Source organism: Azospirillum sp. TSH100, from assembly GCF_004923295.1.
In the GTDB taxonomy this organism is placed as follows: domain Bacteria; phylum Pseudomonadota; class Alphaproteobacteria; order Azospirillales; family Azospirillaceae; genus Azospirillum.
The window spans coordinates 1,004,010-1,025,000 of sequence record NZ_CP039635.1 but is presented as its reverse complement, the minus strand read 5'-3'; the positions used below and the strand labels follow the sequence as shown (position 1 = coordinate 1,025,000).

Here is a 20,991-nt window from a genome sequence, read left to right as displayed (position 1 = left end):
CGTGCCGCTGCGCGATGCCGACGGGAGCATCGCCGCGCGCTGTGTCGCGATGCCCTATCTGCGGCCGTCGGATTTGCCGGTGGTCGAAGAGGCGGACGATGTCGATCCGCTGATCGAGGGCGTGCGGCGCCTCTATACCCAGGCCTGGACGGGTGGGCGCGAGCGTTGCGGTCGGGGAGAGGCGCTGATCCTGACCGGACATTGTTACATGCGCGGCGGCACCCTGTCGGAACTGAGCGAGCGCAAGATCCTGGGCGGCAACCTGCATGCCCTGCCGGTCGACATCTTCCCAGAGGATGCGGCTTATGTGGCGCTCGGCCATCTGCATCGGGCACAGGCGGTGGGTGGACGCGAGGCGGTGCGCTACAGCGGATCGCCGATCCCGCTGGCGCTGGACGAGGAACCCTATCCCCATCAGGTGATGCTGACCGAGTTCGCAGGCGGACAGCTGGTCGGTCATGAGGCCTTGCGGGTGCCGCGCCATGTGACGATCCACCGGATCAGCGAAACCAGCCCGGAAGCGGCGCTGGAGAGACTGAAGCGGCTGGAACTGGACAACGCCCTGTCACGCGACGCCTGGCCCTTCCTGGAGGTGACGGTGACCCTGCCGGAGCCGCGTCCGGCGCTGCGCGACGAGGTCGAGGCGGTGCTGGCCGGCCGGCCGGTGCGGCTGCTGAAGCTGGGGGTCCGGCTGACCGGCAACGGCCAAACGCTGGCCGACAGCGCGCCGCCGGTCGATCTCGCCTCGCTGGAGCCGGAGGAGGTGTTCCGGCGGCTCTACCGCCGCAGCCATCAGGGCGATCCCGAAGCCGACCTGATGGCGGCCTTCCACGAGTTGCTGACCGGCGTGCAGGAGACGATGTGATGCGGATTCTCGCGGTGCGCGGCGCCAACCTGACCAGCCTGGACGGCCCCTTCGCCATCGATTTCGACCGGGAGCCGCTGCGGCGGGCCGGACTGTTCGCCATCACCGGGCCGACCGGCGCCGGCAAGAGCACCATCCTCGACGCCCTGTGCCTCGCCTTGTTCGACAGTATGCCGCGACTGCCCGAGGGACGCGGCGAGATGCTGGGGCCGGAGGGCGATCCCAACAGCATCCGCACCACCGATGTGCGCACGGTGTTGCGGCGGGGCGCCGGCTTCGGCTGGGCCGAGGTGGATTTCGTCGGCATCGACGGCGACGCCTATCGCGCCCGCTGGGAAGTGCGGCGGGCGCGACAGAAGTCACAGGGAGCCTTGCAGCAGCAGAGCATGTCGTTGAGCAGCCTCGACGGCCAACGGCGCTTCGGCGATGGCAAGAAGAGCGTGCTGGAGGAGATCGAACGACGGCTCGGCCTGAGTTTCGAGCAGTTCAGGCGGGCGGTGCTGCTGGCCCAGGGCGACTTCGCCACCTTCCTGAAGGCGCCGCCGCGCGAGCGGTCCGCCCTTTTGGAACTGCTGACGGGAACCGAAATCTACTCGCGCCTGTCGATTGCGGCGCACGAGCGGGCGAATGCGGAGAAACAGACGCTTGAAATGCTGGTGGCGCAGGGCGGCGGCATCGGCGTGCTGAGCGACGACGACCGCGCGGCCTTGCAGAGGGAGGCCGCTGGAGCCGCGAAGGCGGTGCGCAGCGGCGAGCAGGCCTTGGCGCATGCCCAGGCGGCGCTGGCCTGGTACGACCGCGACGGCCAACTCGCAGCGGCGGAAGGCAAGGCGGTCGAGACGGCGGAAGCGGCGGAGCGGGCCTGGAGCGAAGCCGAAGACCGGCGCGAAGCCACCATCCGGCTGCGCGGGCTGCAGCCGGTGCGGCCGGTGCTGGCCGATGCCGACCGGGCGGGCAGCGAAGCGGCGGAGGCCGCAGCGGCGGTGGTGCGGGCGGAGGCGGCGTTGGCCGCAGCACGACTGACGGTGGAGGAGGCGACCGGCCGTCATGGCGAGGCCCGGCGCCGCTTCGAAGCGGCCTACGCGGAACAGGCCAAGGCCGAACCCGATCTTGAACGCGCCGCAGACCTCGATGGGCGGGTCGCGACCCTGACCGCGGAACAGAGGACGGCCGAAGCGACGGCGAAGGCAGCAGTCCAGCGCAGCGGCATGCTACAGAAGGCGGTGCAGGATATCGACACCACCCTGTCCGCGGCGCGCAACGACGCGTCCCGGCTGGAAGCCTGGCTGCGGGAGCAGGCGGACTTCGCCGGAGTGGCCGGGCAGTGGGAACGCTGGGACCGGCTGCTGGCCCGAATCATCACTGATCGGCGGGCCAGTCTGGCTGCCGCTCAAGAACGTGGACGGCTGGATCGGGAGCTTGCGGCGACGCAAGCCGCGGCGCGGGGTGAGGAAGGCCGGCTGTCGGAGGCGCGGGAGCACTGCCGCTCCGCCGAACGGGTGCTGGAGAAGTTGCGCGGCGAAGCAGTGCCGTCTCTGGAGGGGGCACGACAGGCACGAACGGACGCCGGACAGCGGCGCGACGGACTGCTTGCTCTGCTCGCCACCGGCGAGGCGCGCCACCGCCTGGAGACGGAGCGGGCGGCGGCAGAAGGTGAACGGCTGCGGTTGCTGGCCGAAGCGGAGCGGGACGGGACGGCGGCGCGAGAGCTTGCCGAACGCCGTGTCGGGCAGCGCGCCGCGGTCGATGAGGCGGAGCGGACCCTGCAACGGCTGCTGCTGGCCCAGCGCGAGGATGTGGAAAGCCTGCGCGGGCGGCTGGTCGAGGCGGAGCCCTGCCCGGTCTGCGGTTCGGCCGAGCATCCCTGGGCTGGCGCCGGGGCGACGCCGCTCGGCCGGGTGACGCAGGACCAGGAAAAGCATCTTGCCGGGTTGCGCGAGGCGCTCGCCGGGACGGTAACCCGCCATGCCGCGCTGGAGGCGGCGGAACAGGCGGCGCGCAAAGCGGCCGAAGGGCAGACGGCCCGCCAGGCGGCCATCGCTCAGGAAGCCGAAGGATTGGTGGCGCGCTGGACCGCGCAGGCGGCGGCCATCGGCTGGGACGCCGAGGATGGAACGCTCACCGGGCTCCGCAGGGAAGTCGAAGCGGTCGAGCATCGGCTTGCGGTCATCGCGCGGGACGAGGAACGGGCGCTCGACCATCGCCGGCGGGTCGATGCGGCACAGCAGGAACAAAGGCGGCTGGAAACCGCGGCGGCCAGTCTGGCAAGCGAGTGCGAGACGACCCGACAGCGGCTGGCCGATGGACGGCAATCCCTGGCCCTGGCGGTGGCGGCACTGGAGCGGGCAGTTGCCGACCAGGAGGCCGCGCTGGCGGAACTGGCCGAAGGTTTGGCGGGAGAAGCCGGCTGGCGGTCGCGGCTGGACCAGGAGCCTGAAGCGTACCGGACCGGGATGTCGGCCCGGGTGACCGAATATCGGGGGAAGAGCGATGCGCTGGCCCGCGCCGTCCGCGAGGTCGAGCGGACCAGCGGTGAGCGAGCGGTGCAGAGCGCCGAGCTGGAAGCGGCGTTGCGGGCGGAGAAGGAGGCGCAGTCCCGGGCGGGCGACCTCGCAGGACGACTGGCGGAAATGCGGAGGGCACGCACCGCACTGCTGGGTGGACGGCCGGTGTCGGAGGTGCGCAAGGCGTTGGCCGGAGAACGGCATGAGGCCGAGGCCTTGATGGAAAAGGCCACCTTCGCGCGGCAGGATGCCATCGCCCGGCTGTCGGCGGCGGAACAGGAGCGGGAAACCCGCGGCGAGGCGGCGAAACGGTGCGCCGACAAGGCCAAGGCAGCCGGCGAACGGCTGGAACGGGCCGTCGCCGAGCGCGGGGTTGGGCTGGACGAGGTCCGCCGGCTGCTGGCTACCCCCGAAAGCGCGTTGGAGGCGGAAGAACTGGCTCTGGCGGTGCTGGAGCGGGCGCGCGGTGATGCGGCGCTGGTTGTCGCCGAACGGCGACGGCAGCGCGCTGATCATCACGCGGTGGACCGGCCGGCCTTGAACATCGAGGAGGCTGAGGGGACGGCGGAGACCATCCGTACGGAGCTTGAGCGCGACCGCGACCGCTTGGGCTCGGCGCGTGGACGGCTGGAGGCCGACGATGCCAGCCGGCAACGGTTGGCGGGGCTGTCGGCTGCGATCGAGGCGCAGCAGGCGTGCTGTGGACTGTGGGGCAAGATGGCGCAGTTGATCGGCTCGGCGAACGGGCAGAAGATGCGCAATTTCGCCCAGAGCCTGAGCCTGGACCTGCTGTTGACCCATGCCAACCGTCATCTGGAGGACCTCGCCCGCCGTTACCGGCTGGAGCGGGTGGCGGGGGCCGACCTGGAAATTCAGGTGGTCGACCGCGAGATGGGCGACGAGCGGCGCGGCGTGCACAGTCTGTCGGGCGGCGAGCTGTTCCTGGTGTCGCTGGCCCTGGCGCTCGGGCTGTCGGCGATGGCGGCGGGGACCTCGGGCGGGATCGGCACTCTGTTCATCGACGAGGGGTTCGGCACGCTCGACCCCGACAGCCTGGACGTGGCGCTGTCCTGTTTGGAGGCATTGCAGGCGGACGGGCGTCAGGTCGGCGTCATCAGCCACGTTCCGGCAATGGTCGAGCGCATCGGCACGCAAATCCGCGTGATGCCGATCGGCGGCGGACGCAGCCGGGTGACAGTGCAATCGGTGGCGGGAGCGGCGCTGGGGGTGGCGATCGAGGAGGTTGAGGAGGTGTAGGAGAAACCCCCGATCACCGCCCGCGCTTCGTCAGGAAGGCCAGCCGTTCCAGCGTGTGGACGTCCTGCTCGTTCTTCAGCAGCGCGCCGCACAGCGGCGGGATCAGGGTGCGGGCATCCTTGGCACGCAGGGTCTCCGGATCGACGTCCTCAACCATCAGCAGCTTGATCCAGTCCAACAGCTCCGAGGTCGACGGCTTCTTCTTGAGGCCCGGCACCTCGCGAAGGTCGTAGAACAGGTTCAGCGCCTCGCGCAGAAGCGCTGCTTTCAGGCCGGGGTAATGGACCTCGACGATGCGCTCCATCGTCTCGCGGTCGGGAAAGCGGATGTAATGGAAGAAGCAGCGGCGCAGGAAGGCGTCCGGCAGCTCCTTCTCGTTGTTGGAGGTGATGATGACGATGGGGCGCTTGGCCGCCTTGATCGTCTGGCGGGTTTCATAAACGTGGAACTCCATGCGGTCGAGTTCCAGCAGCAGGTCGTTGGGGAACTCGATGTCGGCCTTGTCGATCTCGTCGATCAGCAGGACCGGAGGCTCCGGTGCTTCGAAGGCCTCCCACAGCTTGCCGCGGACGATGTAGTTGGCGATGTCATGGACCTTCGCCTCTCCCAACTGGCTGTCGCGCAGGCGGCTGACCGCGTCATATTCGTACAGGCCCTGCTGCGCCTTGGTGGTGGACTTCACATGCCAGGACAGCAAAGGCTTGTTCAGCGCGCGGGCGATCTCGACCGCCAGCACGGTCTTGCCGGTGCCGGGCTCTCCCTTCACCAGAAGCGGCCGCTCCAGCGTGATGGCGGCGTTGACCGCCACCATCAGGTCCTCGGTGGCGACATAGCTGTCGGTTCCGGTGAAACGCATGGGCGGGCTCCCTCAAGCGAGAAGGTTTCAGTCCACGATGAACAGGGTGGCGCCGATTTCGGTCGAGGACCGGTGCGGATGATCGCCGAAATCGGACACCTGATAGCTCATGCCGGCGGTCAATACGAAACGGCGGCCATCCTTCAACTCGGTGACCAATTCGCCGCTGACCACGAACAGCACATGGCCGCGGTCGCACCAATGGTCGGCCAGATAGCCCGGCGTGTATTCGACCAGTCGCACCCGCAGCTCTCCCGCGTGAAAGCTGCGCCAACGGGCGAGGCCGGTTTCACCCGGATGTTCGGTGACGGGGACGGCAGACCAGTCGGTCACGGTGAAGGGAAGAGTCGGAAGTTCCATCGCCGGACCTTGGGAAAGGGCACCATAGAAAACCGGCCCCCGGAGCGAACCGGGGGCCAGGTTTGATCAGGGTCAGGAAGCCTTCTTGGCCGCAATCGCCTTTTCGATGGCCTCGATCGCAGCATGGGCCAGCGAGGCGTCGGGGCCGCCGGCCTGGGCCATGTCCGGGCGGCCGCCACCGCCCTTGCCGCCCAGCGCCTCGGCACCGACGCGGACCAGATCGACGGCGCTGAGGGCCGCAGTCAGGTCGTCGGTCACGCCGATGACGATGGAGGCCTTGCCTTCATTGGACGCGATCAGCACGACGACGCCGGAGCCGACCTGCTTCTTCAGCTCGTCGGCCATCGGCTTGAGGTCCTTGGCCGGCAGGCCTTCGACCACGCGGGCAGCCAACTTGACGCCGGCCACATCCTTGGCCTCGTTGCCGCCGTCGGCCTTGGCACCGCCTCCCATGGCAACCTGACGGCGCAGGTCGGCCAGTTCGCGCTCCATCTTGCGGCGCTCCTCGACCAGGGCCGCCACGCGGGTCGGAACCTCGTCGGGCTTCACCTTCAGGACGCTCGCCGCCTCGGTCAGCAGATGGTCGCGCTCGGACAGCCACGCCTTGGCGCCGGTGCCGGTCAACGCCTCGATGCGGCGGACGCCGGCAGCGACAGCGCCTTCGGAGACGATCTTGAAGACACCGATGTCGCCGGTGCGGCGGACATGGGTGCCGCCGCACAGCTCGATGGAGTAATCGCGATCCTGCTCGCCATGCGGGCCGCCCATCGACACGACGCGAACCTCATCGCCGTACTTCTCGCCGAACAGCGCCATGGCACCCTGGGCGCGCGCCTCGTCCGGGGACATCAGGCGGGTGATGACCTCGCTGTTGGCGAGGACGCGGCGGTTCACCTCGTCCTCGATGGCGGAGATGTCGGCGCCGGTCAGGCCGGTCGGCTGGCTGATGTCGAAGCGCAGACGCTCCGGCGCCACCAGCGAACCCTTCTGGGTGACATGGTCGCCCAGGCGATGGCGCAGCGCCTCGTGCAACAGGTGGGTGGCGGAGTGGTTGGCACGGATGGCGGAGCGGCGCTCGGTATCGACGCGCAGCTCGACCACGTCGCCGACCTTGAGCGTGCCCTTGGTGACCGTGCCGACATGGGCCCACACGGCGCCCAGCTTCTTCAGCGTGTCGGACACCGCGACCTCAGCCCCGCCGGCGGAGAAGATCACGCCGGCATCGCCGACCTGACCTCCCGATTCGCCGTAGAAGGGGGTCTGGTTGACGACGACCAGCACCTGATCACCGAGGTTGGCGGCGTCGACGCGGGCATCGCCCTTGACGATGGCGGTCACCTTGCCTTCGGCGACTTCGGTGTCGTAGCCGAAGAACTCGGTGGCGCCCAGATCGTCCTTGATCTCGTACCACAGCTTCTCGGTGCCGACCTCGCCCGAGCCGGCCCAGGATTCGCGGGCTTTGCGGCGCTGCTCGTCCATCGCCGCCTTGAAGCCGGCCTCGTCGACGCCGCGGCCCTGGCCGCGCAGCACGTCCTGCGTCAGGTCGAGCGGGAAGCCGTAGGTGTCGTACAGCTTGAAGGCGACGTCGCCGGCCAGCGGCTGGCCTTCGCCCAGATGGCCGACCTCATCCTCCAACAGGCGCAGGCCGCGCTCCAGCGTCTGCTTGAAGCGGGTCTCCTCCAGCTTCAGCGTCTCGACGATCAGGGCGCGGGCACGGTTCAGCTCCGGATAGGCGTCGCCCATCTGCTGGATCAGCGCCGGGACCAGACGGTGCATCAGCGGCTCGCGCGCGCCGATCATGTGGGCATGGCGCATGGCGCGGCGCATGATCCGGCGCAGCACATAGCCGCGGCCTTCGTTCGACGGCAGCACGCCATCGGCGATCAGGAAGGAGGTGGAACGCAGATGGTCGGCGATGACGCGGTGCGACACGGCATGCGCGCCGTCCGGCGAGGTCTTGGTCGCCTCGGCCGACGCCATGATCAGCGCCCGCATCAGGTCGATGTCGTAGTTGTCGTGCTTGCCCTGCAGGACGGCGGCCAGACGCTCCAGCCCCATGCCGGTGTCGATGGACGGCTTGGGCAGCGGCACCAGATTGTCCGGACCCAGCTGTTCATACTGCATGAACACGAGGTTCCAGATCTCGATGAAGCGGTCGCCATCCTGGTCCGGGCTGCCCGGCGGGCCGCCGGCGATCGACGGGCCATGGTCGAAAAAGATTTCCGAACACGGGCCGCAGGGGCCGGTATCGCCCATGCGCCAGAAATTGTCGTCGGTCGGGATGCGGATGATGCGGTCGTCCGACAGGCCGGCGACCTTGCGCCAGATGCCCGCCGCGTCCTCGTCGGAGGTGTGGACGGTCACCAGCAGCTTGTCAGCCGGCAGGCCGTATTCCTTGGTGATCAGGTTCCAGGCGAACGCGATGGCATCGTCCTTGAAATAATCGCCGAAGGAGAAGTTCCCCAGCATCTCGAAGAAGGTGTGGTGCCGCGCGGTGTAGCCGACATTGTCGAGGTCGTTGTGCTTGCCGCCGGCGCGCACGCATTTCTGCGAGGTGGCCGCGCGCTTGTAGGGCCGCGTCTCGGCACCGGTGAAGACGTTCTTGAACTGGACCATGCCGGCGTTGGTGAACATCAGCGTCGGGTCGTTGCGCGGCACGAGCGGCGACGAATCGACCTTCTGATGGCCCTGCTTGGCGAAGAAATCCAGGAACGTGCGACGGATGTCGTTGGCGGTCTGCATACGGTCAAGGCTCCGGGTGCGCGGCTGAGGCCCTTTGTTGGCCGAACCGTGCTTTTAGCGCGAGAATGGCGGCATGTCCACGACGGACGGATTATTACCCTAGGTCACGGCCGGCAAATTGCCACCGGCGAATTGGCGCGGGCAAAGTGCCGACGATCACTCGGCCTCCGCCGCGGCCCGCGCCTTTTCGATCCGGCGGCCGACGATGATCGCGATCTCGTAGAGGCCGATCAGCGGCACCGCCAGACTGACCTGGCTGATGACATCGGGCGGGGTCAGCACCGCGGCGGCGATGAAGGCGCCGACGATGGCGTAGCGCCGCTTCGAGGCCAGCGCATCGGTGCTGATGATGCCGACGCGGACCAGCAGGGTCAGCAGGACCGGCAGCTGGAAGGCGATGCCGAAGGCGAAGATCAGCGACATCACCAGATGCAGGTATTCGCCGACGCGCGCCTCGAATTCGATCGGCAGGGCATTGCCGTCGCCGCCGGGGTGGAACTCGAAGCCCAGGAAGAAGCGCCAGGCCATCGGGAAGATGAAGTAATAGACGATGCCGGCACCGGTCAGGAACATCACCGGGGTCGCGACGAGGAAGGGCAGGAAGGCCTTGCGCTCGTGCTTGTACAGGCCGGGCGCCACGAACATCCAGATCTGGCTGGCGACGATCGGGAAGGAGATGAAGCAGCCGGCCCAGAACGCCACCTTGACATAGGTGAAGAAGGCTTCGGTCAGACCGGTGTAGATCATCCGGCGGCCCTGCCCGGCCAGGATGTCGGCCAGCGGCTGGACCAGGAAATTGTAGATCTTGTCCGACACCGCATAGCACAGCAGGAAGGCGATCAGGATGGCACCGATCGCCCACATCAGCCGGTTCCGCAGCTCGATCAGGTGATCGATCAGCGGCATCTTGCTGTCTTCGAGTTCGTCCTGCTGCGTATCGCCGGTCATGGGCCGTCTTTGTCTTCAGGTCTGCTTGTCGGTCGGCTGGGCAGCGGCCACGGCATCCGCGCGCGGGGCCGGTGCGGGCTGCGGCACCGGGGCCGGTTGCGGAGGCTCGGTGGAGATCGGAGACGCGGTGATCGGAGACGGGGCGGCCGAAGGCGCCACGCTGTCCGTCACCATCGGGACCGCCGGGGCATCGGTCACAGGCGCCGGCGCCTGCGGCAGGTCCGGCTCCGGCGTGCTGCCGGCGTGGCCGTTCAGGCCCACATCGAAGGCTTTCCCCACCTCCCCCTTCGGATCGATGGTGTCTTCCATCATCTTCTTGATGTTCAGGTCACGGGTCTTCAGCGCTTCCTTGCGAAGCTCGTCCAACTCGGTTTCCCGCATCATGTCGTCGATGTGGGTCTGGAATTCGCGCGCGACGACCCGCGCCTTACGCACCCATTTGCCGAGCGTGAAGATCGCCTTGGGCAGATCCTTGGGGCCAATGACCACAAGGGCGATGACGGCGATCACCATCAGTTCGGACCAAGCGATGTCGAACATGTTCTTCCGGCTTCACGAATGCGGTTGGCAGAGTGGCGTGCGGCGCCCCGACCGGGCAGCCGCGCGCCCGCCGGTCAGCTGCGGACCGCCTCGTCCTTCTTGGCCGCGGTTTCGGCCGTGTTGGCCGGCTGGTTCGGAATGGTCTTGGCGGTGGAGCCGGGGGCGGCATCGTCGCTGTCGTCCTGCAGGCCGGCCTTGAAGGACTTCACGCCCTTGGCGAGATCGCCCATCACCTTCGGCAGCTTTCCGGCGCCGAACAGCAGAAGAACGATCAGAAGAACGATGATCCAGTGCCAGATGCTGAAAGAACCCATGGCGCGCCTATCACGTTTGAACGGCCTTTGCGGCGGGCCGGCACTATGGCAGAAAGGCCGGGGTGCCGCAACGTTCGCCCCACCATCCTTAACCGGTTGTCATTGAGGTTTCACGGGAATTCGCTCAGGTTCCGGTGAAAAACCAAGCCTCCGCCCCCAACCTACTCCTCGTTGTCGCTCCCCAGCGCGCTGTCGTCGGCCGTCGCCCCCAACCCCAGCAGCACCGGACGGCTGTCGAGCAGGCCGGCGGCGCGCAGGTCTTCGACGCTGGGCAGGTCGCGCAGGCTCTCCAGCCCGAAATGGTCGAGGAAATGGTCGGTGGTGATCCAGGTCAGCGGCCGGCCCGGCGTCTCCCGCCGCTTGCCCGGCCGGATCCAGCCATGTTCCATCAGCAAATCCAGCGTGCCCTTGCTGGTCGCCACACCGCGGATGGACTCGATCTCGCCGCGCGTCACCGGCTGGTGGTAGGCGATGATCGCCAGCGTCTCGATGGCGGCACGGGACAGCTTGCGCGACACCTCCTCCTCGCGCCGCAGCTCCGGCGCCAGATCGACCGCGGTACGGAAGGCCCAGCCGCCGCCGGTGCGCACCAGGGTGACGCCGCGCGGGGCGTAATGGGCGCGCAGCTCCTCCAGCAGCAGGCCGACCTCCGGCCCGATGCGGCCGGCCAGCGTCTCCTCGTCCAACGGCTCGCTTGAGGCGAACAGCAGGGCTTCCAGCAGGCGCAGCTTGCCGATGCGGGCCTCCGCCTCCTGGGCGTCGGTGCCTTCCTTAATCATGCGATTGCGCTTCTTCCGAACTGTCGGCGTCCTGGAAACCGGATGCCCGCCCGCGGACATAGAGCGGGGCGAAGGCGCCCTCCTGGCGCAGTTCCACCCTGCCCGCCTTGGCAAGTTCCAACGTCGCGGCGAAATGCGCGGCGAGCGCCGAGCGGGTCAGCAGCGCGCCGCCCTCCCCGCCCGGCAGGAAGCTCGCCAGCGTTGCCCAGTCCGGCATCCGGCCGAGCAGCGAGGACAGGCGCTGCACTGCTTCCTCCATCGAATAGAGGCGGACCGGGGTGATGTGCAGGACGCCGGATTCCTTGCGGGCGCGCTGCTGGCCATAGGCACGCAGCAGGTCGAACAGGGTGACCTCGTAGACCGACTTGCGGCGCAGGTCCAAATCCTCCGGCGCACCGCGCGGGTGGATTTCGATGCCCAGCCGCGGACGGGCGAACAGCTTTTCAGCGACGCCCTTCATCGCCTCCAGCCGCTGGAGCTGGAAGGCGAGCGCTGCCGCCATGTCCTCGCCCGACGGCTCCTCCCCCTCCGGCTCGGGCAGCAGCAGGCGCGACTTCAGGTAGGCCAGCCACGCCGCCATCACCAGATAGTCGGCGGCCAACTCCAGCCGCACCTTCCGCGCCTCGGCAACGAAGCTGAGGTACTGGTCGGCCAGTTCCAGGATGGAGATGCGCGTCAGGTCGACCTTCTGGTCGCGCCCCAACGCCAGCAGCATGTCGAGCGGCCCCTCGAAGCCGTCGAGGACCAGCAACAGCTGTTCGGACGGCGATGCCTCCGCGGCAGCGGGGGTGTCGAACACAGGCTCGGCCACCAGATCAGCCATATGATCGCTTTCAGTCGTTGCCGGTCAGGACGCGGATGAAGTCGATCACCGCGTCCACGGGCGGCCCCAGCACCCAATGCATGACGCTGAGGTCCATGCCGATCTGGCGCCCCAGCATCGGCAGCAGGAAGAAGGCGGCCATCAGGATCAGCAAACCGAAACGCTCCAGCTTCGCCAGCGGCACCGCCAGAACATCCGGCAGGATGCCGACCGCGACCCGGCCACCGTCCAACGGCGGCAGCGGGATCAGGTTGAACACCATCAGGATGACGTTGACCAGAACCGAGACCTCGGCGGCGGAGCGGATCCACATCTCAATCACGCTGTTTTCCGGATTGACCAGCCGCCAGATCACCGCCGACGCCACCGCAAGCAGGAAATTGGTGCCCGGCCCGGCCAGCGCGACCCACACCATGTCGCGGCGCGGGTGGTCGAGCCGGGCGAAATTGACCGGCACCGGCTTGGCCCAGCCGAAGACGAAGCCGGTGGTGAAATACATCAGCGCCGGCAGCAGGACCGTGCCGAACGGGTCGATGTGGCGGATCGGGTTGAAGGTGACGCGACCCAGCCGATAGGCGGTGTCGTCGCCCAGCCTCCAGGCGACGAAGCCATGCGCCGCCTCGTGCAGGGTGATGGCGAGGATGGCCGGCAGGGCCACGGCCGTCACCTGGAAGATCCATGCTTCCATGGTCCGCTCCCGTCCGTCAGGTCTGCGCCGTGCCGAGAAGCTCGGCCAGCCGGTTGGTCAAAGCCGCGATGTCCGCCGGTTCCGGCGCGTGGCGCATCGCCTCCGCCCGCGCCCAGCGCTCCGCCGCCAGTCCGCTCAGCAACGGAACGGCGTCGAGTATCGACCGCATCTCGGCCAGATCGCCGTTGCAGTGGAGCACGACATCCATGCCCGCCGCCAGCACCGCCTCTGCCCGCGTCCTCGGGTCGCCCTGCAAGGCGTTCATCGACAGGTCGTCGCTGAACAGCAGGCCGCCGAAGCCGATCGAGGGGCCGCGCACCACCTCGCGCACCACGATGGGCGAGGTGCTGGCGGGGGCGGTCGGATCGATCGCCTTCAGCACCACATGGGCCACCATCGCCAGCGGCAGGTCGGCCAGCGCACGGAAGGGGGCGAAATCCGTCGCCTCCAGCACTGCACGGTCGGCCTCCACGACCGGCAGCTCGGCATGGCTGTCGGCAAAGGCGCGACCATGGCCGGGGATGTGCTTGAGCACCGGCAGCACACCGCCGGCCAGCAGCCCGTGGGCGGTGGCGCGGGCGAGAGCGATCACCAGAGCGGGATCGCGCGAGAAGGCGCGGTCGCCGATGATGTCGTGGGCGCCCTCCACCGGCACGTCGCAGACCGGCGCGCAATCCACCGTGATGCCGACCTCGATCAGCATGTGGGCGAGCAGGCGGCCATTGATCCATGCCGCCTCTTGGGCCGCCTCTTGGGCAGCCTCGCGTCCGGCGGCGGCATCACGTTCGGCGAGCCTGCCGAACACGCCCATCGGCGGGTGGGCCGGCCAGTGCGGCGGGCGCATGCGGGCGACCCGGCCGCCTTCCTGGTCGATCAGGACCGGAGCGTCGGCGCGGCCGACGCTGGCGCGCAGATCGTCGACCAGCCGGCGCATCTGGTCGCGGCTGTCGCAGTTGCGGCGGAACAGGATGAAACCGAGCGGATCGGCATCGCGGAAGAAGGCGGCCTCGTCGGCCGTCACCTCCAGCCCGGCGCAGCCGAAGACGACCGCGCGCGGGTGGGTGACCGGGGTGGCGGACTCCACAGAATCAGGGACGGACAACCACACACCCCACATTTTGCGCACGCAGCTGGGCACAGGCCGACTTGGCCCGCGCCTCGTCGGCGCCTGCGCCCTGCACCCGATAGAAGATGCCCTTCTCGCCCAGATCGACCTTGGCGACCTGCATCGACAGCCCGCCGAGCGCGTCGGGATGACGGCCGGCAAGGCGGCGCCATTCGGCTGCGGCTTCGCTCTCGCTGCGCACCGAAGCCAGCTGTACGCGCCAGCCGCCGCTGCCGCCGGCCGCCGGAGCGGATGTAGAGGTGGGGGCGGGCTTGGCGGGCTGCGGTGCCGCCTTGGCCGGAGTGGCCGGCAGGGACGCAGCTTCCAGCTTGGCGATCAGCTGCCCCATCGACGGGGCGGCGTTCTGCTGCGCCGGCGGCGTTGCCGGCGGAGCGGGAGGCTTGGCGACGGAGGCGACCTGTTGCTGGGAAGCCGGGGCCGGCTTCGCCGGAGGCTGCTGCGGCTTGGCGGCGCTGGCGGGAGCCTGAACCGGGGCCGGGGCTGTGGGAGCGGTTGCCGTGGGAGCGGTCGCCGTGCCGGAAGCCAGGCCGGGCGCCGGTTCCGGAGCGGCCAGCGGAACCGCTGCCGCGACCGCCGCGGCGACGGTGTCGCGCGGCACGGTGGCGGTTGACCCCGGCGGCAACTGGGCCACCGACGGCACCGAGGGAAGCGGCACCACGGCCGGCATCTGCGGCGTCACCACCGGACGCGGCAGCGGCACCTCCGGCGGCGGCAGGAGCCGCTCCACCTGATTGCCGCGCCCGCCGTCATGATCGCGCAGCCGCTCATAGGCCAGGATGTCCTGGTGCGGCACCTCCATCCCGCCGGGCTGGTCGGGACGCGCCTTCGACGGGCCGGTGTCGGCGGTCAGCAACGGCGGCCCGTCACCGGACAGGCGCGACGGGCCGCGAAGCCCGACCACCGCCGCACCGGCGAACGTCACGACGCCGACCACGGCGAAGCCGAGCGCCAGCAGCCCGCGTTTGTTCGCGGACTGTCGGGGCGGCATCCCGTAGGGATTGGCCGCGTAGTTGACGTCGCCGTCGTACTTCATGAACGCAGTTCCTCCACCGGCTCGACACCCATGACCGTCAGGCCCGAGGCGATGACCGTCGCCACCGCGGCGATCAGCGCCAGACGGGCCGTCGTCAGCTCCGCATCGCCCTCGATCAGGAAGCGCAGCGAGGCATCGTCGCGGCCACGGTTCCACAGCGCGTGGAAATCGCTGGCAAGATCATAGAGGAAGAAGGCGATGCGGTGCGGTTCATGCGCCTCGGCCGCCGCCTCGACCACGCGCGGCCAGGTGGCCATGCGCTTGGCCAGCGCCATCTCCTCCTCGGCATCCAGCCGGGCGAGGTTGGCAGCGGCGGCGAGCGCGGCCGGCGTCTGGTCCAGCTGCGGCAGCGCCGTCGCGGCATGGCGCAGGACCGAGCGGCAGCGGGCATGTGCGTACTGGACGTAGAAGACAGGGTTGTCCTTCGACTGCTCCGTCACCTTGGCGAAGTCGAAGTCCAGCGTCTGGTCGTTGCGGCGGGTCAGCATGATGAAGCGGACCACGTCCTTGCCGACCTGATCGATCACGTCGCGCAAGGTCACGAAGGTCCCGGCCCGCTTGGACATCTTCACCGGCTGGCCGTCCTGCATCAGGTGGACCAGCTGGCACAGCTTCACGTCCAGCTCGGCGGCACCGCCGGAGATCGCCCGCGTCGCCGCCTGCATGCGCTTGACATAGCCGCCATGGTCGGCGCCCAGCACGTCGATCAGCGACGCGGCACCGCGCCGATACTTGTCGTAGTGATAGGCGATGTCGTTGGCGAAATAGGTGAAGGAGCCGTCCGACTTCTTCAGCGGCCGGTCGACGTCGTCGCCGAAGTCGCTGGACTTGAACAGGGTCTGCGGGCGCGGCTCCCAATCGTCGGGCTTCTTGCCCTTCGGCGGCTCCAGCACGCCGGTATAGATCAGGCCGCGTTCCTCCAGCGCCGCCAGCGCCGTCTGGACCGCACCCGCCGTCACCAGCGCGCGCTCGCTGCTGTAGACATCCATGGTGACGCCGAGAGCGCCCAGATCCTCGCGGATCCAGCCCATGATCATGGAGATGGCGAAGTCGCGGCAGGCCGGCAGCCAGTCGGACTCGTCGGTGCCGACCCAGCGGTTGCCGTCGCGCTCGGCCAGGGCCTGGCCGACCTCCTTCAGATACTCGCCGGGATAGAGGCCGGCCGGAATCTCGCCGACCTGCTCGCCCAGCGCCTCGCGGTAGCGGATGAAGGTGGAACGGCCCAGCACATCGACCTGCGCGCCGGCATCGTTGATGTAGTATTCGCGGGTGACCGCATAGCCGGCCTTCTGCAGCAGTGCTGCCAGCGCGTCGCCGAACACGGCGCCGCGGCCATGGGCGGCATGGAGCGGGCCGGTCGGGTTGGCCGACACATACTCGACATTGACCGGAGTCCCGGCCCCCAGCTCGCTGTCGCCATAGGCGGTGCCGGCGGTCAGCACGTCGCGGATGCGGTCGCGCCAGACGTCCGGCGTCAGGCGCAAATTGACAAAGCCCGGACCGGCGATCTCGACCGACGCCACGTCGGCGCGGTTCTTCAGCTTGGACACCAGCAGCTCCGCCAGGGCGCGCGGCGCCATCTTCGCCGGCTTCGCCAGGATCATGGCGGCGTTGGTGGACAGGTCGCCATGTGAGGCCTCGCGCGGCGGCTCGACCGTCAGACGGCTGCTGTCCAGCCCGGCGGGGATGGCACCCTCGGCGGCCAGCTCTTCCAGCAGCTTGCGAATATCGGTCTCGAAGGCCTTGAAAATATTCATCGTCTCAGGTCGTCTTTTCAGGAGGTCACAGGAGCCTCGCGGCTCAGGTCTTCAGGCGTCAGGTCTTCACATGCAGATCGAACAGCCGGTCATGTTCGGCCAGCGCGTAGCGGTCGGTCATGCCGGCGATATAATCGGCCACATGACGGGCGCGCACCGCAAGATCGGCGTCACCCCCATTTTTGGCGATATCGCGCTGCCATTCGGTCGGCAGGGTGTTGGGTTCGTCCATGAACAGCTGGAACAGGGCGCGCACGACGCGCTTGCACTTGCTCATCTCGCGGTTCACGCGATAGTGCCGGTACATGCGCTGGCGCAGGAAGGCGCGCAAGGGCCGCTGCGCCTCCAGCATCCCGTCGGAGAAGCTGACCATCGCCAGCGGCAGGGCGCGCAGCTCCGCCGCGCTGCCCGGCCTGTGCTCCGCCAGCCGCCGCCGCGTCTCCGTCACCAGATCGACGACCATGGCGTTGATCATCCGCCGGATCGTCTCGTGGATCAGGCGCGAGCGCTCCAGCCCCGGATAGCGGTCGCAGACCTCGCGGACCAGCGGGCCGACCAGCGGCAGTTCCGCCACCTCGTCCACCGTGAACAGGCCGGCGCGCAGCCCGTCGTCGATGTCGTGGTTGTTGTAGGCGATGTCGTCGGCCAGCGCCGCCACCTGCGCCTCGGCCCCCGGATTGGTGTGCAGTTCCAGATCCCAGTCGCCCTGGAAGGCCGCGATCGTCGTCGGCAGGCGATGGCCGGGCAGCAGCGGCAGAAGCGGGCCGTTGTGCTTGACCACGCCCTCCAGCGCTTCCCAGGTCAGGTTCAGCCCGTCGAACTCGGCATAGCGCCGTTCCAGCCGGGTCAGGATGCGCAGGGTCTGGTCGTTGTGGGCGAAACCGCCGAAGGGCTCCATGCAGGCGTTCAGCGCCTCTTCCCCGGCATGGCCGAAGGGGGTGTGGCCGAGATCGTGGGCAAGCGCCACCGCCTCCGCCAGATCCTCGTTCAGGCCCAGCGTGCGGCTGATGGAGCGGGCGATCTGCGCCACCTCCAGGCTGTGGGTCAGCCGGGTGCGGTAATAGTCGCCCTCGTGATAGACGAAGACCTGCGTCTTGTGCTTCAGCCGGCGGAAGGCCCCGGAATGCACGATGCGGTCGCGGTCGCGCTGGAAGCACGAGCGCGTCGGGCTTTCCGGCTCCGCCACCAGCCGCCCGCGCGTGTCCGCCGGGTTGCAGCCATAGGGAGCCAGCCGATCGTGGGAACAGTCCGCCGTCATGGGGCGGACACTACCGGCGGGGAATGGCAGGTGCAACGGCGAAGGCGTGCTATGCCCAGGCGGCGGGCCAGCCGGCGGACAAGCGTGCCAGAAGCGCAACGCTTTCCTGAAACGGCGCCCCTACTTCGACGGCCCACACTTTGACGAAGGCACCGATCCCCCTTACATTTGTGCCCAACTCCCGCACCGCACCAGAGGGGCCATCCCATGCCCGACACCGCACTCCCCACCGAAGCCCGCATCCTCGGCGTCAGCGAAAGCGCCGCCAAGCGCGTCGCCTTCCTGATCGAACAGGAGGGCAATCCCAACCTGATGCTGCGCCTGACCGTGTCCGGCGGCGGCTGCTCCGGCTTCCAGTACGGCTTCACCTTCGACGAGACCGCGACCGACGAAGACCATGTCTTCGAGAAGGACGGCACGAAGGTGGTCACCGACGACGCCTCGCTCGACCTGCTGGCCGGCGCGACGCTGGATTATGTCGAGGACCTGATGGGCGCCGCCTTCCAGATCAAGAACCCGAACGCCACCGCGTCCTGCGGCTGCGGCAACTCCTTTGCGGTCTGAGACCGGAAGAACAAGAAGAGAAGGCAGGTCCGTTTCGTGAAGATCGCCACATGGAACGTCAACTCGGCGAAGGCCCGCCTTCCGCTGATCACCGACTGGCTGCGCACGGCGTCCCCCGACGTCGTGCTCTTCCAGGAAATCAAATGCGAGACCGCCGCCTTCCCCGTCGCGGCCTTCGAGGAGTTGGGCTATCACGTCAACGCCGTCGGGCAGAAGGCCTACAACGGCGTCGCATTGCTGTCGAAGGCCCCGGCGGAAGACGTGCTGACCCGCCTGCCGGGCGAGCCGGAGGACGAGCAGGCCCGCTATGTCGAGGCCACGGTGGCGGGCGTGCGGATCGCCTCGCTCTATCTGCCCAACGGCAACCCGGTGCCGGGCGAGAAGTTCGCCTATAAGCTGCGCTGGATGGACCGGCTGTACGACCACGCCCGCGGCCTGCTGGCCCGGGAAATTCCGGTGGTGCTGGGCGGCGACTACAACATCATCCCTGAGGCGCGCGACGTCTTCTCGCCGCAGGCCTTCGCCGGCGATGCGCTGTTCCGGCCGGAGTCGAAGGCCAAGTTCCGCGCCCTGCTGAATCTCGGCCTGACCGAGGCCTACCGGGCCCTGCATGACGACGACCGCGCCTACACCTTCTGGGATTATCAGGCCGGCAGCTGGCCGCGCGACAACGGCCTGCGCATCGACCATTTCCTGCTGTCGCCGCAGGCCGCCGACCGTCTGGCCGGCTGCACCATCGACCGTGGTCCGCGCGGGCTGGAAAAGGCGTCCGACCACACCCCGGTGATCCTCGACCTGCGCGACGCCTGACCGGCGCGGGAGCGCCGGACGTGGAAAGTCTGTGATAAAAGCATTTTGTTAAAAGTTTCGCTTCTAGGATGGCCGCGCCGCCCGGCCGACAACCGGGCGGCCATGGTTCCCAGGGGAGTGTAGAGCGGGCATGGCGTGGGGGCGCGACATCAACCGGGAACGGGTGAAGTCTCTGCTGGCGGCATTGGAACGTCAGGCGATCGAGGCTTCCCAGCTTGCCGAACGCGCCCAGCGCGATATGGGCGACGACCGCTTCGCCTCCTTCCTCGACTTCCGCCGCAAGGTGGAGGAAATCCGCGCCCTGTTCGCGCTGACCGAGGAGCATCTGCAAGGTGTCGACGAGTCGCGTCTCAGCGACCTGCGCGCCGAGTTCGAGCGGATGGATCTGCTGCTGAGCCGCATGCTGGCCCGCACGATGCGCAATTATTTCTCCAGCATGCGCGACGATCAGGTCCTGCCCATCGGCGCCCGCGAGCTGTTCGAGCCGGAACTGCGCAGCATCGACCAGACCCGCGCCCGGTTGCTGAGCCCTCGTTATGCCGACCGTGTGGCGCCGGAGGTTCTGGACGATCTGGACGCGACGGCCGAGATGATCCGCAAGACCATCGCCCGCGCCCCCGCCCTGCCCGACTTCTCCGACAGCCCGAGCCCGCCGAAGCCGACCCGCCGCCTGCGGACGCTCGGCCGCCCGATCCGCAACTGAGGGGCAAATCGCTGAAGCTCGCGCGCGACACTTGACCCACCGCGACGCATTCGCTACTCCCGTGGGCGGAAGGATGGGTGGCCGAGTGGTTTAAGGCTCCAGTCTTGAAAACTGGCGTAGGTGCAAGCCTACCGTGGGTTCGAATCCCACCCCATCCGCCAAAATTTGAAAACAAACTTTTGCCGCATAAGGTAAGCGCACCCCGAAACGGGATGCGCTCAACTTCTTTACATCTGGCCAAGGATATCGCGCGACCGGTCGCGATATTCCGCTTCCGTAATCAGCTTCTGCTTCTTGAGCGAGGCCAAATCCTTCAATTTTCCCTCTGCATCTTCTTTGCTCAGACGAGGCGCTGCTGCCGGGCTCATGACCAACGGGCTTCCTTGTGAAGCACCACCGGTAGGGACGTTTCCGGCAGGCGGAGCCAGAACGACCGACACGCTGGACGGATACACATAGGCTGCACCGGACCCCATATCGACCGCCGCGCCGATGATCCCGCCGGCAACGATGTTGCCGAACGCAGCCCCCGCAGTGCTCGACGTGACAGAGGTCGATCCCTTCGATCCGTCGCTGTGCTCGCAGGCCACGGTCAGGTCACCATAGGCCTTGGTGACGGTCGTCGCTCCCGGCGTCTTCGGAATTGTCCAACTGCCCTTCTCATTCGACAGTTTGCATTCGGCGCCATCTTTGGACGGCGTGTTGACGGCCACGGATTGTGTTGTGCCCGCAGTAATTGATGCACAGCCGGTAACAGTCAGAGCCCCCAAAATGGCCGCAAAAGCCGCATTCTTCATAAATACCCCCAATCGATGTGCAACAGCTCCGCCCCTTATCGGAGCTTGAACGCCTATCGTTCAATGCAACCATAAGACCGTAGATGAGCAATATTGGGTTGTCTATGAAAAGCTTTGTTAGCGTGTAGAGTGATAAAAATTCACCATGATGCAGCTTAACAGCGACAGCAGAGCCCGCGCATTCTCCCTGAAATAGGCAGGACAAATCAAGGTGCAGTAGACGTAAGACCTACAATTGCTCGTGTAGTCATTCCGCCATGCTTCTGC

General features: G+C 68.0%; 19 protein-coding genes and 1 tRNA gene (1 of these 20 cut by a window edge). 6 read left to right on the top strand and 14 right to left on the bottom strand.

Annotated elements, in window-relative coordinates; all coding sequences use genetic code 11:
- A protein-coding gene (locus E6C72_RS17235; RefSeq protein ID WP_109086941.1) for an exonuclease SbcCD subunit D C-terminal domain-containing protein crosses the window boundary here: on the top strand, positions 1-865 show its 3' portion. Its footprint begins 380 nt before the window's first position; only the last 865 of its 1,245 coding nucleotides appear in the window; its start codon lies off the left edge, out of view; it ends in the stop codon at positions 863-865.
- Positions 865-4,626 carry an AAA family ATPase gene (locus E6C72_RS32635; protein ID WP_109086940.1) on the top strand — a complete coding sequence of 1,254 codons (3,762 nt, stop codon included), beginning with the start codon at positions 865-867 and terminating at the stop codon, positions 4,624-4,626. The genes E6C72_RS17235 and E6C72_RS32635 overlap by 1 nt, the downstream gene beginning before the upstream one ends.
- Before the next feature lie 13 nt (positions 4,627-4,639).
- Here the strand turns inward: E6C72_RS32635 and E6C72_RS17225 are convergent, their stop codons facing one another.
- From E6C72_RS17225 to E6C72_RS17165, 13 genes are all read right to left on the bottom strand, one after another.
- Positions 4,640-5,482, bottom strand: a complete 843-nt coding sequence (locus E6C72_RS17225; protein ID WP_109086939.1) for a MoxR family ATPase — start codon at positions 5,480-5,482, stop codon at positions 4,640-4,642.
- Positions 5,483-5,509: 27 nt separating this feature from the next.
- Positions 5,510-5,842, bottom strand: coding sequence for a DHCW motif cupin fold protein (locus tag E6C72_RS17220; protein WP_012975884.1), 333 nt, complete (start codon positions 5,840-5,842; stop codon positions 5,510-5,512).
- Between the two features lie 72 nt (positions 5,843-5,914).
- Positions 5,915-8,584 (bottom strand): alanine--tRNA ligase, encoded by a 2,670-nt coding sequence (alaS, locus tag E6C72_RS17215; RefSeq protein ID WP_109086938.1) that lies wholly within the window; start codon positions 8,582-8,584, stop codon positions 5,915-5,917.
- A gap of 156 nt (positions 8,585-8,740) precedes the next feature.
- Complete coding sequence (gene tatC, locus E6C72_RS17210) at positions 8,741-9,532, bottom strand: twin-arginine translocase subunit TatC (protein WP_109086937.1); 792 nt, start codon at positions 9,530-9,532, stop codon at positions 8,741-8,743.
- A gap of 15 nt (positions 9,533-9,547) precedes the next feature.
- Positions 9,548-10,072 carry a Sec-independent protein translocase protein TatB gene (gene tatB / locus E6C72_RS17205; RefSeq protein ID WP_109086936.1) on the bottom strand — a complete coding sequence of 175 codons (525 nt, stop codon included), beginning with the start codon at positions 10,070-10,072 and terminating at the stop codon, positions 9,548-9,550.
- A gap of 74 nt (positions 10,073-10,146) precedes the next feature.
- Complete coding sequence (locus E6C72_RS17200) at positions 10,147-10,386, bottom strand: twin-arginine translocase TatA/TatE family subunit (protein WP_109086935.1); 240 nt, start codon at positions 10,384-10,386, stop codon at positions 10,147-10,149.
- Positions 10,387-10,547: 161 nt separating this feature from the next.
- The gene (scpB, locus tag E6C72_RS17195) at positions 10,548-11,165 is read right to left on the bottom strand and encodes an SMC-Scp complex subunit ScpB (protein WP_109086934.1); all 618 of its coding nucleotides are present in this window, start codon (positions 11,163-11,165) and stop codon (positions 10,548-10,550) included.
- A complete protein-coding gene (locus E6C72_RS17190; RefSeq protein ID WP_109086933.1) occupies positions 11,158-11,988 on the bottom strand; it encodes a ScpA family protein in 831 nt (276 codons plus the stop codon). The genes scpB and E6C72_RS17190 overlap by 8 nt, the downstream gene beginning before the upstream one ends.
- A 10-nt stretch (positions 11,989-11,998) precedes the next feature.
- Positions 11,999-12,676 (bottom strand): site-2 protease family protein, encoded by a 678-nt coding sequence (locus tag E6C72_RS17185; protein WP_109086932.1) that lies wholly within the window; start codon positions 12,674-12,676, stop codon positions 11,999-12,001.
- A gap of 16 nt (positions 12,677-12,692) precedes the next feature.
- Positions 12,693-13,793 (bottom strand): beta-N-acetylhexosaminidase, encoded by a 1,101-nt coding sequence (gene nagZ / locus E6C72_RS17180; protein ID WP_109086931.1) that lies wholly within the window; start codon positions 13,791-13,793, stop codon positions 12,693-12,695.
- Positions 13,765-14,835 (bottom strand): SPOR domain-containing protein, encoded by a 1,071-nt coding sequence (locus tag E6C72_RS17175; RefSeq protein WP_109086930.1) that lies wholly within the window; start codon positions 14,833-14,835, stop codon positions 13,765-13,767. Before E6C72_RS17175 ends, nagZ begins: the two co-directional genes overlap by 29 nt.
- Positions 14,832-16,592, bottom strand: coding sequence for an arginine--tRNA ligase (gene argS / locus E6C72_RS17170; protein ID WP_109086929.1), 1,761 nt, complete (start codon positions 16,590-16,592; stop codon positions 14,832-14,834). Before argS ends, E6C72_RS17175 begins: the two co-directional genes overlap by 4 nt.
- 58 nt (positions 16,593-16,650) lie before the next feature.
- The gene (locus E6C72_RS17165) at positions 16,651-17,850 is read right to left on the bottom strand and encodes a deoxyguanosinetriphosphate triphosphohydrolase (protein WP_109086928.1); all 1,200 of its coding nucleotides are present in this window, start codon (positions 17,848-17,850) and stop codon (positions 16,651-16,653) included.
- Positions 17,851-18,057: 207 nt separating this feature from the next.
- Here E6C72_RS17165 and erpA point away from each other — a divergent pair, with 207 nt between their 5' ends.
- The 4 genes from erpA to E6C72_RS17145 all read left to right on the top strand — a co-directional run bounded on the left by erpA (position 18,058) and on the right by E6C72_RS17145 (position 20,088).
- The gene (gene erpA, locus E6C72_RS17160) at positions 18,058-18,414 is read left to right on the top strand and encodes an iron-sulfur cluster insertion protein ErpA (protein ID WP_109086927.1); all 357 of its coding nucleotides are present in this window, start codon (positions 18,058-18,060) and stop codon (positions 18,412-18,414) included.
- Positions 18,415-18,450: 36 nt separating this feature from the next.
- A complete protein-coding gene (gene xth, locus E6C72_RS17155) occupies positions 18,451-19,224 on the top strand; it encodes an exodeoxyribonuclease III (protein WP_109086926.1) in 774 nt (257 codons plus the stop codon).
- Positions 19,225-19,354: 130 nt separating this feature from the next.
- The gene (locus E6C72_RS17150) at positions 19,355-19,927 is read left to right on the top strand and encodes a hypothetical protein (protein WP_109086925.1); all 573 of its coding nucleotides are present in this window, start codon (positions 19,355-19,357) and stop codon (positions 19,925-19,927) included.
- Positions 19,928-19,998: 71 nt separating this feature from the next.
- Positions 19,999-20,088 (top strand) — tRNA-Ser (locus tag E6C72_RS17145).
- A gap of 66 nt (positions 20,089-20,154) precedes the next feature.
- Here E6C72_RS17145 and E6C72_RS17140 read toward each other — a convergent pair.
- On the bottom strand, positions 20,155-20,724 hold the full coding sequence (locus tag E6C72_RS17140; protein ID WP_199228801.1) for a hypothetical protein: 570 nt from the start codon (positions 20,722-20,724) through the stop codon (positions 20,155-20,157).
- Positions 20,725-20,991: the final 267 nt, after the last annotated feature.

What these genes read in the sequence shown, in the direction of transcription:
- E6C72_RS32635 (WP_109086940.1), top strand. Translation starts at nt 865, where the DNA reads ATGCGGATTCTCGCGGTGCGCGGCGCCAACCTGACCAGCCTGGACGGC.
- E6C72_RS17225 (WP_109086939.1), bottom strand. Translation starts at nt 5,482, where the DNA reads ATGCGTTTCACCGGAACCGACAGCTATGTCGCCACCGAGGACCTGATG.
- E6C72_RS17220 (WP_012975884.1), bottom strand. Translation starts at nt 5,842, where the DNA reads ATGGAACTTCCGACTCTTCCCTTCACCGTGACCGACTGGTCTGCCGTC.
- alaS (WP_109086938.1), bottom strand. Translation starts at nt 8,584, where the DNA reads ATGCAGACCGCCAACGACATCCGTCGCACGTTCCTGGATTTCTTCGCC.
- tatC (WP_109086937.1), bottom strand. Translation starts at nt 9,532, where the DNA reads ATGACCGGCGATACGCAGCAGGACGAACTCGAAGACAGCAAGATGCCG.
- tatB (WP_109086936.1), bottom strand. Translation starts at nt 10,072, where the DNA reads ATGTTCGACATCGCTTGGTCCGAACTGATGGTGATCGCCGTCATCGCC.
- E6C72_RS17200 (WP_109086935.1), bottom strand. Translation starts at nt 10,386, where the DNA reads ATGGGTTCTTTCAGCATCTGGCACTGGATCATCGTTCTTCTGATCGTT.
- scpB (WP_109086934.1), bottom strand. Translation starts at nt 11,165, where the DNA reads ATGATTAAGGAAGGCACCGACGCCCAGGAGGCGGAGGCCCGCATCGGC.
- E6C72_RS17190 (WP_109086933.1), bottom strand. Translation starts at nt 11,988, where the DNA reads ATGGCTGATCTGGTGGCCGAGCCTGTGTTCGACACCCCCGCTGCCGCG.
- E6C72_RS17185 (WP_109086932.1), bottom strand. Translation starts at nt 12,676, where the DNA reads ATGGAAGCATGGATCTTCCAGGTGACGGCCGTGGCCCTGCCGGCCATC.
- nagZ (WP_109086931.1), bottom strand. Translation starts at nt 13,793, where the DNA reads ATGTGGGGTGTGTGGTTGTCCGTCCCTGATTCTGTGGAGTCCGCCACC.
- E6C72_RS17175 (WP_109086930.1), bottom strand. Translation starts at nt 14,835, where the DNA reads ATGAAGTACGACGGCGACGTCAACTACGCGGCCAATCCCTACGGGATG.
- argS (WP_109086929.1), bottom strand. Translation starts at nt 16,592, where the DNA reads ATGAATATTTTCAAGGCCTTCGAGACCGATATTCGCAAGCTGCTGGAA.
- E6C72_RS17165 (WP_109086928.1), bottom strand. Translation starts at nt 17,850, where the DNA reads ATGACGGCGGACTGTTCCCACGATCGGCTGGCTCCCTATGGCTGCAAC.
- erpA (WP_109086927.1), top strand. Translation starts at nt 18,058, where the DNA reads ATGCCCGACACCGCACTCCCCACCGAAGCCCGCATCCTCGGCGTCAGC.
- E6C72_RS17150 (WP_109086925.1), top strand. Translation starts at nt 19,355, where the DNA reads ATGGCGTGGGGGCGCGACATCAACCGGGAACGGGTGAAGTCTCTGCTG.
- E6C72_RS17140 (WP_199228801.1), bottom strand. Translation starts at nt 20,724, where the DNA reads ATGAAGAATGCGGCTTTTGCGGCCATTTTGGGGGCTCTGACTGTTACC.